11 protein-coding genes are annotated in these 13,001 nt (G+C 57.2%); 3 read left to right on the forward strand and 8 right to left on the reverse strand.

Features of this window, described 5'->3' with window-relative positions:
* Positions 1-494: 494 nt before the first annotated feature.
* Together OMR58_RS10945 and OMR58_RS10950 are read left to right on the forward strand one after the other, a co-directional pair.
* Positions 495-1,478, forward strand: coding sequence for a DUF1852 domain-containing protein (locus OMR58_RS10945; RefSeq protein WP_264545914.1), 984 nt, complete (start codon positions 495-497; stop codon positions 1,476-1,478).
* Between the two features lie 27 nt (positions 1,479-1,505).
* Positions 1,506-2,534 carry a methionine synthase gene (locus OMR58_RS10950; protein WP_264545915.1) on the forward strand — a complete coding sequence of 343 codons (1,029 nt, stop codon included), beginning with the start codon at positions 1,506-1,508 and terminating at the stop codon, positions 2,532-2,534.
* A 533-nt stretch (positions 2,535-3,067) separates the two neighbouring features.
* Here OMR58_RS10950 and OMR58_RS10955 read toward each other — a convergent pair.
* The 8 genes from OMR58_RS10955 to OMR58_RS10990 all read right to left on the reverse strand — a co-directional run bounded on the left by OMR58_RS10955 (position 3,068) and on the right by OMR58_RS10990 (position 11,901).
* Positions 3,068-3,355, reverse strand: coding sequence for a type II toxin-antitoxin system RelE family toxin (locus tag OMR58_RS10955; RefSeq protein WP_200560825.1), 288 nt, complete (start codon positions 3,353-3,355; stop codon positions 3,068-3,070).
* On the reverse strand, positions 3,352-3,603 hold the full coding sequence (locus OMR58_RS10960; RefSeq protein WP_200560824.1) for a type II toxin-antitoxin system Phd/YefM family antitoxin: 252 nt from the start codon (positions 3,601-3,603) through the stop codon (positions 3,352-3,354). The genes OMR58_RS10955 and OMR58_RS10960 overlap by 4 nt, the downstream gene beginning before the upstream one ends.
* A gap of 596 nt (positions 3,604-4,199) precedes the next feature.
* Positions 4,200-5,651: an ABC transporter ATP-binding protein gene (locus tag OMR58_RS10965; protein ID WP_264545916.1), complete on the reverse strand. Its 1,452-nt coding sequence runs from the start codon at positions 5,649-5,651 to the stop codon at positions 4,200-4,202.
* Positions 5,648-6,448, reverse strand: coding sequence for an ABC transporter permease (locus tag OMR58_RS10970; protein WP_105594900.1), 801 nt, complete (start codon positions 6,446-6,448; stop codon positions 5,648-5,650). Before OMR58_RS10970 ends, OMR58_RS10965 begins: the two co-directional genes overlap by 4 nt.
* Entirely contained in the window at positions 6,445-7,380 is a 936-nt protein-coding gene (locus tag OMR58_RS10975; RefSeq protein ID WP_200560821.1) for an ABC transporter permease, read from the reverse strand. Before OMR58_RS10975 ends, OMR58_RS10970 begins: the two co-directional genes overlap by 4 nt.
* Entirely contained in the window at positions 7,377-8,900 is a 1,524-nt protein-coding gene (locus OMR58_RS10980) for an ABC transporter substrate-binding protein (protein ID WP_264545917.1), read from the reverse strand. Before OMR58_RS10980 ends, OMR58_RS10975 begins: the two co-directional genes overlap by 4 nt.
* A gap of 124 nt (positions 8,901-9,024) precedes the next feature.
* The gene (melB, locus tag OMR58_RS10985) at positions 9,025-10,506 is read right to left on the reverse strand and encodes a melibiose:sodium transporter MelB (RefSeq protein ID WP_264545918.1); all 1,482 of its coding nucleotides are present in this window, start codon (positions 10,504-10,506) and stop codon (positions 9,025-9,027) included.
* Between the two features lie 87 nt (positions 10,507-10,593).
* The gene (locus OMR58_RS10990; RefSeq protein WP_200560818.1) at positions 10,594-11,901 is read right to left on the reverse strand and encodes an alpha-glucosidase/alpha-galactosidase; all 1,308 of its coding nucleotides are present in this window, start codon (positions 11,899-11,901) and stop codon (positions 10,594-10,596) included.
* Positions 11,902-12,147: 246 nt separating this feature from the next.
* On the opposite strand from OMR58_RS10990, the gene OMR58_RS10995 reads away from it, so the two are divergent.
* Positions 12,148-12,981, forward strand: a complete 834-nt coding sequence (locus tag OMR58_RS10995) for an AraC family transcriptional regulator (RefSeq protein WP_200560817.1) — start codon at positions 12,148-12,150, stop codon at positions 12,979-12,981.
* Positions 12,982-13,001 lie beyond the last annotated feature (20 nt).

The raw sequence follows: 13,001 nt of genomic DNA on the forward strand, positions 1-13,001 counted from the left end.
AGGTGATAATAATGATCGCTGAGTGGGATGACGCCGAGAAAGTATTGTTCATTGTTTTAACTTAGCAGAGCGTGAAGAAGAAAGCAGCGGGTTTTTAGGCTGCAACTCAGAAACATGCAGGCAATCGGAACTGGGCGGATAAACGGGCCCATGACCACCTGGACGTGCGGGGCCGAGCGGACAGGGACGTGGCAGCAGGTCCGTGTTCGGACAACCCCGATACGCCATGCCCGCAGACTGAAGCGACTGAAGCCAGACGTTGAATCTGCCCAACATGTCCAAAACCGCATCGCCCCCACACGATCATGAAATTCCTTCATGTTCGGTGAAATTAAATCACTTTTCCTCACGCAAATAGTCTGGCATAAAATGTGCATTAATTACTATAGACAATCATGAAGATTGCTGAAGTGAAAAGCCAGAAGAACATTGCAAATTTGAGAAGGCAATAAATAAATTCAGCTTTAATTCAGAAATCAAGACGGCAGGTTACCATGACTCAAGAATTTAATTTTTCGATTAAAAAAACGCGTTTCGATGAAGACTATAATCCATCCGAAAATACGCGCATCACCACCAACTTTGCTAACCTGGCCCGCGGTGAAACTCGCCAGCAAAACCTGCGCAATGCCCTGGTGATGATGAATAATCGCCTCAATAACCTGGCGCACTGGGATAATCCCAAAAGCGATCGTTACGCTATTGAACTTGATATTATTTCGGTTGATTTAAATATTACTGGCGAAAATCACAACAGTGCTTTCCCGGTGATTGAAATTTTAAAAACCAATATCATTGATAAAGAAACCAACGAACGCATTGAAGGTATTGTCGGCAATAACTTCTCCTCCTACGTTCGTGATTATGATTTCAGCGTGCTGCTGTCAGAGCATAATAAAGGTAAAACGGGATTCAGCACGCCGGAGAATTTCGGCGATCTGCACGGCAACATTTTTAAATGCTTCGTGAAGTCCGAAACGTATAAAGCGCACTTCTCCAAGCAGCCAGTTATCTGCCTGAGCGTCTCCAGCAAAAACGTCTACACCCGCACGGGGAATGTCCATCCTGTGCTGGGTATTGAATATCAGCAGGACGAACCGTCCCTGACCGATCACTATTTCGCCAAGATGGGCCTGCATGCGCGTTACTTCATGCCTGCAAATAGCGCTGCGCCGCTGGCCTTCTATTTCACCGGCGACCTGCTGAGCGATTACACCAATATGGAGCTGATTGCGACCATCAGCACCATGGAAACGTTCCAGAAGATTTACCGACCTGAGATTTACAACGCGAACTCGGCGGCCGGGCAGTGCTATCAGCCAAGCCTGAATCATCAGGATCACTCATTAACTCTGATTGTTTACGATCGAGTAGAACGTAGCCAGCTAGCCGTTGAGCAAGGCAAGTTCACCGAGCTGCACTTTATCAAACCTTATCAGGCCGTTCTTGAAGAATGGTCCGCTGATTACGCTATTTGATCCACCCAATATACAAGGTCATTTTTCATGAAAATTTTGTTACCTACGTCAACCGCTGGCAGCTTACCGAAACCAACATGGCTGGCACAGCCGGAGACGCTTTGGTCACCGTGGAAATTAGAAGGCGATGAGTTAATTGCGGGTAAACAGGATGCTTTACGCCTGACGCTGGATAATCAGGTTCGTGCAGGGATTGATATTGTCAGCGACGGCGAGCAAACCCGTCAGCACTTCGTGACCACGTTTATTGAACACCTGAGCGGCGTTGATTTTGAAAAGCGCGAAATCGTTCGTATCCGTAATCGTTACGATGCCAGCGTGCCGTCGGTCATTGGTGAAGTAGTACGTAAAAAACCCGTTTTCGTGGAAGATGCGAAGTTTTTACGTAAGCTGACCGATAAGCAGATTAAGTGGGCGCTGCCGGGTCCAATGACCATGATCGACACGCTGTATGATGGTCACTACAAAAGCCGTGAAAAGCTGGCGTGGGAATTCGCTAAGATCCTGAACCAGGAAGCGAAAGAGCTGGAAGCGGCCGGTGTCGATATCATTCAGTTCGATGAGCCAGCCTTCAACGTCTTCTTCGACGAGGTGACCGACTGGGGCATCGCCGCTCTGGAACGCGCCGTTGAAGGTCTGAAGTGCGAAACGGCTGTGCATATCTGCTACGGCTATGGCATCAAAGCCAATACCGACTGGAAAAAAACGCTGGGCACCGAGTGGCGCCAGTATGAAGAGGTGTTCCCGAAACTGCAGAAATCCAGCATCGATATCGTTTCACTGGAGTGCATGAACTCCCGCGTACCGATGGATCTGCTTGAGCTGATTCGCGGTAAAAAAGTGATGGTCGGCGCGATCGATGTGGCCACTAACACCGTCGAGACGCCGGAACAGGTTGCCGATGTGCTGCGTAAAGCGCTGCAGTTCGTGGATGCCGATAAGCTTTATCCATCAACCAACTGCGGTATGACGCCGTTATCCCGTCAGGTTGCTACCGGCAAGCTGGAAGCCCTGAGCGCCGGTGCAGAGATCGTTCGTAAAGAGCTTTCTGCCTGATAAACGGATTGTTCAGGCACAGGGATGTGCCGCCTTCTGTGTTCGTTATTTTCGCTGAATAATCGGTAAACATGGCGACCATTATGGGTAGATCGCGGTTAGTTCCATGTACGGGGCGACCGTAACGGGCAGATCGCCGGGTCGCCGTAAATACGTCCATGTAGGCTTGACTGCCGCATCCGTGCGGCAGACACCCGGCTAACCTGTCCCGTAACGTTCTCTCCTTTCAGACCATCGCGTTGCTGCCGAAGAAGACTCGGTTGTTCAGGCAGCAACGCCGAAGCATGCAGGCAATCGGGGCTGGACGGATAAGCGGACCGTCCGAGCACATGGACGTGCGAGGCCGAGCGGACATGGATGTGACAGCGGGTCCGCGTTCCGGCCAGCCGCGATAAGCCAGATGCGGAATGTGCAGCGATTCCCCCCGAGCACAGAAACGTGATAGCTGGTCAGCATTCCGGCCCGCAAGGTGCAGAACCAGAGACGGCAGGAGCAGGGACTCTAACGTTATCAATATCTGCTAATTCAGCAGACTATCTCAACCGTTCACTGGCCAGATTATAAACCTCACTACGTTCTCGTTTACCCACCGCGACAACGGCGATAATAACTTTATCGTCAATCACCTGATACACCAGACGAAAACCCGACGAGCGAAGTTTAATTTTATAACAATCCTTTACGCCACGAAGTTTGGCCGAGGGAATATGTGGATTATCACAGCATTTCTTCAGTTTCTTAGCAAACTGCTGTTGAATGGTCTTATCCAGCTTCTGCCACTCTTTCAGCGCATCTTCCCTGAATTTAACCGTATACCTCATAGGTAACTGTCCAGATCCACATCAATCAGGGGCTGATTGCTACGCTCACTCACCATTTTTACCAGTTCATTATCGTCGAGCGCTTCAAGTATTTTCTCGTACAGTTCCGCAGGCACGCAGTAAAAAGCAGGTTGATTACGATTTAAAATAGCAACCGGGTAACCCTCTCCTGCGTTAACGGTTGCCATTGGATTCTTCTTCAGTTCACTAACGCTGGCACTGGTATCGCTTAGAATAAGGTGTGGCATGGGAATACCTTTCGAGACTGTTTAACAGGTCTTTAAAGTACAAAATAAAAGACTGGTTAACAAGTACTGGATTGGCTGTTTTCGCGGCGAGATCAGTCAATGGGTTGACCGTTACGGGCAGATCGCCGGGTCGCCGTGAATCCCTCCCTGGAGGCTTGACTGCCGCATCCGTGCGGCAGACACCCGGCTAACCTGTCCCGTAACGTTCTCCCCTTTCAGACCATCGCGTTGCTGCCGAAGAAGACTCGGTTGTTCAGGCAGCAACGCCGAAGCATGCAGGCAATCGGGGCTGGACGGATAAGCGGACCGTCCGAGCACATGGATGTGCGAGGTCGAGCGGACATGGACGTGACAGCGGGTCCGCGTTCCGGCCAGCCCCGATACGCCAGACAATGTACATGCAGCACCGAACCAGTCCGTTAAGTCCTGGAATGTTCTTCCTCCGGCAGCAACACCAAAACACTCAGGCAATCGGGGCTGGACGGATAAGCGGACCGTCCGAGCACAAGGATGTGCGAGGCCGAGCGGACATGGATGTGACAGCGGGTCCGCGTTCTGGCCAGCCCCGATAAGCCAGACGCGGAATGTACAGCGTCTTAATTTAACGGGTTGAAAGCAGGAACTGCCACCGCCGACCGCCCCATATCCTGAACCACTTCCTCACCGCCAAAACGAATCCGCCGATGGCTAATCCGATCGATTAACGCCTCATCGTGACTCACCACCAGCAGAGCGCAGTTCTGCTCCGCCGCCACCGCTACCATCAGCTCCACCGTCTGCTGCTGGGTCAACACATCAAGGCGCGAGGTCGGTTCGTCGGCAAAAAGAAACACCGGATCGAGCAGCAGCACGCGCAGCAGCGCAAAGCGCTGAAGTTCACCGCCGGAAATCTCACCGGGCAAACGATCCAGCAGCACAGGCTGCAGCTTTAACCGCGCCATCAGCGGTGCAATACGCCCGGCATCCAGCTTATGGTGGCGTACCACATCCGCCAGCGCCTGGCGCAGCGTCACCCGGGGCGCAAAGGCCGATGGCGGGTCCTGGAAGATTTTCTGATACTTCACCGCCGCCAGCTGACGATCGCGCTGAACCTCACCGCCGTCGGCGGCCAGCAGCCCAAGCAGGATATCGCCAAAGCTGCTTTTACCGCAGCCGCTCGGCCCGGTGATACCAATCACCTCTCCGGCATGCACCCTCAGCGACTGACCGGAAAAAAGCTGCCTGCCGCCGCGCGTTTTGCTCAGGTTATTTGCCTCCAGCACCACCTGACCGCCGTGCAGCCTGTGTTCGCGCAGCGGCCAGCGGCTCGGATCGGCGGCCAGCAGCTGGCGAGTATACGGATGCTGAGGATGATCCAGCACCTGCTCTGCCCTGCCGCGTTCAATAATCTTACCGTGCAGCATCACCGCCACTTCGCCGCCGATCTGCCGCGCCAGTTCAATGTCGTGGGTGATAGTGAACAGCCCGCCGCCCGCGCGCACCTCCTGCATCAGCAGCGCGATAACCTCATCGCGGCGCGCCACGTCCAGCCCCTTGGTCGGCTCATCGGCGACGATAATCTGCGCCCCGCCCGCCCGCGCGGCGGCGAAGGCCACGCGCTGGGCCATGCCGCCGGACAGCGCCTGCGGCAGGCGAGCCGCAGCGTGCCCGACACCCAGTGCGTCCAGATCGTCCCTGGCCGCCCGCAGCGCCGGGCTTTTTTCCATACCGCGCACGTAGCGATAACCTTCCGCCACCTGCTGTTCAGCCCGCATGGTCGGATCAAGCGCCAGCCACGGCTCCTGCGGCAATATCCCCAGCCGGTGCCCCCACAGCGCCATTGCCGGACGGCCAGCCAGATCGTAAGTTTCACCGTCAATTCGCAGCGTGCCGCTGGCAGCCAGTCCGGCTGGCAGGGTGCCGATCACCGCCTGAGCCAGCAGACTTTTCCCCGAGCCGGTTTCGCCCAACAGGGTAAAGGGTTCACCGGGGTTCAGCACAAATGACAGCGGTTCAACCACCACGCCGTCACCGCTGACTGCGGCATTTTCAATCTCCAGCAGGCTCATGCTTTCTCCTTCCCTGCCAGCAGCAGCAGGCTTAATACCAGTAAAAATACCACCGCCACCGGCTGCAGCAGTGCGTACGGCGCTTCGTCATAGTACGGCAGCATTTCGGTCATCATCAGCCCCAGCTCCGGAGTGGGCGGGCGCACGCCGACACTGACAAAGCCCAGCGCGGCAATCGCCATAATCGCGCTGGCGGCACCGAAGGCACCGACGGTCAGCACCATGGGTGCCATTTCCGGCCACAGATGGCGGCGGAAAATCGTCCACGGACCGAAGCCCAGCAGGCGTGAAGCCTGCACCGCCGGTGAGTTTAGTATCGGCCGGGCAATCGCACGGCTCAGACGAAAATACTCCACCCACAGCAACAGCGAGATGCCGACATACAGCATCAGCGCCGAATCCGGCACCAGCGCGGTAAGCAGCAGCACCAGCAGCAGCCCCGGCAGTGCAAGAAACGTATCCGACAGCAGGCCGATGCCGCGGTCGACAATTCCGCCCCGCCACGCCGCCAACACGCCCAGCAGGATGCCGGGGATCATCGCACTCAGTACGCTGACCAGCGCCAGGCCCAGCGACAGCCGAATGGCCGACGTCAGGCGGGCAAACAGCGAGCGGCCAAGGTGATCGTAGCCAAACGGCGACTGCCATTCCGGCCACTGTAACGCCAGCATCAGCTGCTGACGCACCGGGTCCTGCGGCCAGATTAACGGCAGCACAAAAGCAAAGATCAGCAGGAGCAGGAGAATCGCCGCCCCAGCCAGCTGGGCGCGTGAGGCCTTTCGTAACAGCGTCATCATGCGGTTTTTCTCCGTGGGTCCAGCAGGTAGCACAGGCCGTCGCTCAACGCATTAAGCAGCACAAACATCAGCCCCATAATCAGCGCGGTCCCCTGAATCATCGGCACGTCGCGGTGGAAAATGGCATGTACCAGCGCATGACCAATTCCGGGCCAGGCGAACAGGGTTTCCACCACGATTACCCCTTCAACCAGATAGATAAACTGCACGCTCAGATAAGTGACCACCGGTACGCTGACGTTGCGCAGGCCGTGCCGCCAGAACAGCGTTCCCGGCTTCAGGCCTTTGGTCCGGCCAAAGCTGTACCACTGTGATTCCGTCACCTGACGCATAGCGTTACGCGCCACCCGGCTGGAAACCGCAGCCAGCCCCAGCGCCAGCGTCAGCGCAGGCAGCAGCACGTGCTCAGCATCGCCATATCCGGCGGCGGGCAGCAGGCCAAGCCCCAGCGCGAAGATCAAGACCAGGATCAGCCCCAGCACGAAGTGCGGCAGCGCACGTAGCGTGGTGGAGATCGCCAGCAGCAGGCGATCCAGCTTACCGCCGGGGGACAGCCCGGCAATAATGCCCAGCGGCGGCCCCATCAGCAGCGACAGCAGCAGGGCCACCGCCGCCAGATGCATTGTCTGCCCCAGCTGATGGGCAATTTCGCCCATCACCGGCTCGCCGGAGACCAGCGAATTGCCTGGATTAAAGCGCAGCAGCTGCATAAACCAGTCTGCCAGCGCCTGCCAGGCCGGGCGATCCAGCCCCAGCTCCTGCTGTACGGCCTGCGCGGCAGCGGCATCGACGCGATCGTAGCCGTAGCGCCCGGCGGCTATGCGATAGGCGACATCACCGGGCAGCATGCGCATCAGCACGAAGGTCAGACCGCCCACCAGCAGCGCCACCAGCCCGGCCTGCAGCAGACGGAAACCGAGCAGACGGATCATTCACGCCACCTCATTTTTTCCAGCCCGAAGGTGCGTTCAAACGGATCGAGAGCGGCACCGCTCAGGCGCGATGACACCGCCGCCGTTTGCTGGTACCACGCTACCGGGATGGTCGGCAGCTCGGTTTGCAGAATGCGCGTCAGCTGCTGACGCTCTGCGTCGCTCTCTTGCGGATTGCTGCCGCGCACAAGCTGGGCCATCGTGCGATTGAAAGTAGTGTCAGACCAGTTCATCGCGCCCCAGTCTCCGCCCTGCGGCGGGTAGTCCTGTAGCAGCGTGCCGAGCGGGTCCGGGGTCAAAGCAAAGTTACGCGCCACCAGCCCCAGCTCCATCGAGCCATCGTGATGTTTTAAGGCGATTTCGCCGGAGTTGGTCGAGTTAATGGTTAACTGCACGCCGATTTCGCGCAGCTGCTGCTGGATCGCGGCGGCAATCAGCGGTAACTCGGGGCGATCGGGATAGGTGGTCAGCGTCAGCGAGAACGGCCTGCCGTCGCGCTGCAGGATGCCGTCAGCGCCCGGCTGCCAGCCCAGCTGCGCCAGCAGTTCGCGCGCGCGGGCAGTATCGGTGGTCAGCGGTGCCAGGCTGGCGTTATGCCACTGCGCCACCGACGGCGGGAACAGCTGACCGGCCGCGGCCGGATAGCGCAGAATAGCGCGGGCAATTCCTTCGCGATCGATCGCCAGGCTCAGCGCCTGACGCACGCGGACATCGTTCAGCAGCGGATGCCCGGCGTTAACTTTCACCAGCACGGTGCGCGGAATCGACACCGCCAGCAGGGTAAGCTGTGGATTTTTCTTTAGCCTGGCGCGGCTGGCGGGATCGAGGTTAAACACCATATCGGCATCGCCGCTTTCGGCCATCAGCGCGCGGGTTTCCGCACGGCCCGCCGACATATAGCTGGCCTGTTCAATGGCCGGTTTATCGCCCCAGTAGCCGTCATAGCGGCTGACGGTCAGCTTCTGCGGTGCCTGTAATGAGGTCAGGCGGTAAGGCCCGCTGCCGATCACCTGCACCACTTTATGTTCGGCATTATAGGAGGCAGGCGCGAGGATCTGCGCGCGGTTCTCGGTCAGTAGCCCCAGCAGCGGAGTAAACGGCTGGCTGAGCGCAATCACCACCTCCCCCTTTTCGGCGCGGATGGCGGTAATCGGAGCCTTATCCAGCAGGCCCGGCTGGCTGCGCGCCACTTCCAGCGCATTAACCACACTGTCGGCGGTCAGCGGGCTGCCGTCGTGAAAGGTCACGCCGGAACGCAGGATGAAGCGCCACGTCAGGCCATCATCACTGACCTTCCAGCTGCTGGCCAGGCCCGGCAGCGGTTTCCCGGCGGCATCGGCATTAATCAGCGTTTCAACAATCGACATTTTCAGGAAGATGTCGCCCGACAGCGTGGGGTCGGTGCCTTTAATCTCAAACGGGGCCACCAGCTTCGCCACGCGCGGAGCATCCGCGAAGGCATCCACCGAAACGGCGGTCAGCATCAGCGCCAGCAGCGGCGATAAAACAGTTTTGCGCATCAGAATATCAATCCTTAATCCAGAGAAAATGGAACAGCGCAGACAAACGCCTGCGCCGGGGATGATATCTGTTACCTTATAACATTACAATTGGAAATCAGCGGTTACATTTCGCCATGCGGATTCAGCTGCGTGGCACCTCGGCCGCGCTGGCCGGGGAGTAATTATCGCTCTTTACTGTAGATGGCGCGGTGCCCGTCGGGTAATCACCTGCCAGGGTGCCAGCCTGTGGCGCGGTGACGCTGGCGTGACCATCATACTTTTGCTGAAGCGCGCGCTGCATACGGTGCAGCAGCTCGCCATCCAGCTTGTAGTGGCGCAGGTAAATCCACAGGGTCAGCATAAAGAACATCAGCGGCAGGCCGATCATAATCCCCTGCATACCGAGCAGCGTGCTGGCCGACTGCTGCGCACCGGGCACGTAGCCCACCACGCCGAGCATCACGCCAATCAGCAGTCCGGCAAACGCCGCACCGGCTTTCACTACCATGGTCTGCACCGAGAAGGCGATGCTTTCGATACGCACGCCGAGGGCATAGTCGCCGTAGTCGACGGTGTCTGCGACCATAATCACCAGCATCACCCAGAAGAAGGCCCCGCCAACGTTGACCAGAATACCGGACAGCGAAATCAGCGTGGCGCTGCCCGGGGCAAACATCCCCACCGCCAGCAGCAGCAGGCAGCTAAGCACCGGCAGCACCGAGGCGCTGATCCAGATAGCGCGGCGCGAGAAGCGAGCGACAAGTTTCGGGAACAGCAGGATGGCAATCAGGTTGGCTATTCCGGCATACATCATGTACCACGGGAACAGCTCGGCGCGGCCCACGACGTAGGTAAAGTAGTAGATAGCAAACGCGGTAATCACGTTATGCGCCAGGTTCCACGCCAGCGCCATCAGCAGCAGGGCAAACAGCGGGCGGTTGCGGAAAATCATGCTCAGCACGGCTTTAATCGTGGTGTGCTCGGCGGCATTCGGCGTGGCGGAAGAGGAGTATTTTTCTTCGATGTTGCACAGGGTAATGATCGCCGAGAGGATAAAGAACACCACCAGAATCAGCGAGAACAGCATAAAGCCCTGCCCCTTATCGCCACCGCCCAGATACGCCACTAAAGGCAGACCGATCACCCCGGTGGTATACCCCGCCAGGCTGGCAAAAAAGCGCGGCCACGGGATCAGCGCTTCGCGCTCGCGTTTGTCGATAGTGATACACGGCACCAGCGACCAGAACGGCACGTCCATCAGCGTATAGGTAAAGCCCCACAGCAGATAGGTGGCCCAGATCCAGGCAATCAGCGCCGCGCCTTCAAAATAGTGCGCGCAGAACACCGACACCAGCACTACCGAGTTGGTCAGCGTGCCGATCAGTATCCACGGCTTAAATTTCCCCCAGCGGCTGCGGGTGCGCTCGACGATCCAGCCCATCACCGGGTCGAAAAACGCATCCAGAATACGCGCCACCAGGAACAGTGAGGCCACCATGCTGACCGAAACGCCAACCACATCGGTGTAGTAGTACATCAGGTACATATAGATAATGCCAATAGCGAAATCTTTGCCAAAGGCACCCAGCCCGTAGCTGACCTTTGTTTTCAGCGAAACGCTCATCGTGATACCCCAGAGTTGGTGTTCTCCGGCCGTGGCACCCTGCCCGGCCATGTGGGCGAACCGTCGTGGCTCGCCCGTTTATCGGGATTAATGCAGGGAGGGCAGCCATTCGCCGTGCGCGGCGATCAGCTCGTCGCACAGCCTGACGGTGTCATCAATCGACAGTTCGGCTGAAGTATGCGGATCGAGCAGCGCGGCGTGATAGACGTGCTCTTTCTTGCCGGTGATAGCCGCCTCGATGGTCAGCAGCTGGGTATTGATATTGGTACGGTTCAGCGCGGCCAGCTGCGGCGGCAGGTCGCCAACGTAGCACGGGGTGATCCCCTGCCCGTCCACCAGGCACGGCACTTCCACGCAGGCTTCTTTCGGCAGATTGGTGATCAGGCCGTGATTCAGCACGTTGCCACCGATTTTATACGGCACGTCGGTTTCCATCGCCTCAATCATCCACGAGGCATATTCGTGGCTGCGGGTGTGGCTGAGATTGTCGTTCTGCGTCAGGCGGTCGCGCTGCTGCTGCCAGCGGTCAATCTGCTCAATACAGCGGCGCGGATACTCGTCCAGCGGAATGTTAAAGCGCTCAATCAGCTCCGGGTAGTTACGCTTGATCCAGTAAGGCATATACTCGGCGTTGTGCTCGGAGGATTCGGTAACGTAGTAACCGAACACCCGCATAATTTCGTGGCGCACCATATCATCGTGCGTCGTCTGCTGCAGCGCGAGGGAGCGGCGTTTAATTTCCGGGTAAAGGTCTTCCCCGTCGCGGGTAATGTTCAATAGCCAGGCCATGTGGTTGATCCCGGCGATTTGCCATTTCACCCCCTCGGTAGACATATCCACGGATTTCAGCAGCGTTTCGGCGCAGACCTGCACGCTGTGGCACAGGCCGACGGTTTTGATGCCGGTGTGCTGGAGCATCGCGCCGGTCAGCGAGGCCATCGGGTTGGTGTAGTTCAGCAGCCACGCATCCGGGCACACCGCTTCCATATCGCGGGCGAAGTCCATCATCACCGGGATGGTGCGCAGCGCGCGGAAAATACCGCCAATGCCCAGCGTATCGGCGATGGTCTGCCGCAGGCCGAATTTTTTAGCAACCTCAAAATCGGTAATGGTGCAGGGATCGTAGCCGCCCACCTGGATGGCATTGATGACATAGTTCGCCCCACGAAGCGCATTCAGCCGCTGCTCCACGCCGGAATATTTCTCTATCCGCGCCTTTCCCTGACAAAGATTGGCATTGAGGTTATTTAGCATTCTCCAGGAGTCGTCCAGGCGCTGTGCATCGATATCATAAAGCGCTATTTCCACCTGCTGCAGCGCCGGGGTGGCCAGAATATCCCCCAGCACATTTTTCGCGAATACCGTACTGCCCGCACCTAAAAAGGTAATTTTCATTGTCGATTCCTTGTTACGTCATGAGGAGAAGTCGACTCAACTCTAGGCAAGCAGGCGGTCGCTGCCTATGTCATTTTTTGACATTGATATGGTGAAAAATGACCGCCGCAGTGAAGTGTGATCCGGCTCGCTAATTGCGCCGATGATGAAGGATTTTTATGTTGTGACATCACACTATTTTAAGGGCATCACGCAGCCCGATTGAAAAACATTCTGTAATAACATGAATTAGAACGGAAAATAATCATGCAAAAAGATATCAACCCCGATGACATCACCCAGTTTGGCCTGAATATCTATCAGTACGGCCACGAAGTTTGTGCCAGCCGTCACAGTTATGGCCCGGCTGTTCGGCAGCATTATCTTTTACATTATGTGATAACCGGCAGCGGCACGCTGTATACCGAAAAACAGCGCTGGCCGGTGGTAAAAGGCGAAGCGTTTCTGATTCATCCGCACGAGATCACCACCTACACGGCCGATAAACAGACGCCGTGGGAATATATGTGGATCGAACTGGATGGTCTGATCGCCGCCAGAAGTTTGGAAAAATGCGGGCTAAGAAGAGATATGCCAGTCTGGCGGCCAAAAGATCCACTTTTACCAGCCATGGAGTCGCAGCTGCTGCAACAGCTGATTGCCGAAGATCCGCAGTATTCGCTGCGCATTACCGGCCTGACCTGCCTGCTGCTGGATGCGCTGATTGCCAATGCCGCCGCTGGCCGCCGCTTTGATGCTGCAAGCGGCGGCAATCGTCACCTGGACGCGGCGGTTAACTACCTTGAGCGCCACTATCACCGCAGCGTGACGATGAGCGAAGTGGCCGCCTTTTGTAATATCGACCGCAGCTACCTCAGCCGCCTTTTTCAGCAGCAGTTTGGCTACGGCCCTAAGCAGTATCTGTTACAGCTGCGGATGAATGTTGCCACCTCTCTGCTTGAGGATCGCAGCCTGCCAATAAAAATCATCGCTTATTCAGTGGGATACAGCAGCCAGATGCAGTTTGCCAAAGTGTTTCATCAGTGCTTCAACTGCTCGCCCAGCGCCTGGCGTCTGGCAAAAGCAGGTTCCGGCTGTTGAGCAGAGAATAATCTGCCATA

The organism is Erwinia sp. INIA01, assembly GCF_025947915.1.
Taxonomy (GTDB): domain Bacteria; phylum Pseudomonadota; class Gammaproteobacteria; order Enterobacterales; family Enterobacteriaceae; genus Erwinia; species Erwinia coffeiphila.

Excerpts from the sequence above, each read along its gene's own strand:
- OMR58_RS10945 (WP_264545914.1), top strand. The coding sequence starts at position 495 with ATGACTCAAGAATTTAATTTTTCGATTAAAAAAACGCGTTTCGATGAA.
- OMR58_RS10950 (WP_264545915.1), top strand. The coding sequence starts at position 1,506 with ATGAAAATTTTGTTACCTACGTCAACCGCTGGCAGCTTACCGAAACCA.
- OMR58_RS10955 (WP_200560825.1), bottom strand. The coding sequence starts at position 3,355 with ATGAGGTATACGGTTAAATTCAGGGAAGATGCGCTGAAAGAGTGGCAG.
- OMR58_RS10960 (WP_200560824.1), bottom strand. The coding sequence starts at position 3,603 with ATGCCACACCTTATTCTAAGCGATACCAGTGCCAGCGTTAGTGAACTG.
- OMR58_RS10965 (WP_264545916.1), bottom strand. The coding sequence starts at position 5,651 with ATGAGCCTGCTGGAGATTGAAAATGCCGCAGTCAGCGGTGACGGCGTG.
- OMR58_RS10970 (WP_105594900.1), bottom strand. The coding sequence starts at position 6,448 with ATGATGACGCTGTTACGAAAGGCCTCACGCGCCCAGCTGGCTGGGGCG.
- OMR58_RS10975 (WP_200560821.1), bottom strand. The coding sequence starts at position 7,380 with ATGATCCGTCTGCTCGGTTTCCGTCTGCTGCAGGCCGGGCTGGTGGCG.
- OMR58_RS10980 (WP_264545917.1), bottom strand. The coding sequence starts at position 8,900 with ATGCGCAAAACTGTTTTATCGCCGCTGCTGGCGCTGATGCTGACCGCC.
- melB (WP_264545918.1), bottom strand. The coding sequence starts at position 10,506 with ATGAGCGTTTCGCTGAAAACAAAGGTCAGCTACGGGCTGGGTGCCTTT.
- OMR58_RS10990 (WP_200560818.1), bottom strand. The coding sequence starts at position 11,901 with ATGAAAATTACCTTTTTAGGTGCGGGCAGTACGGTATTCGCGAAAAAT.
- OMR58_RS10995 (WP_200560817.1), top strand. The coding sequence starts at position 12,148 with ATGCAAAAAGATATCAACCCCGATGACATCACCCAGTTTGGCCTGAAT.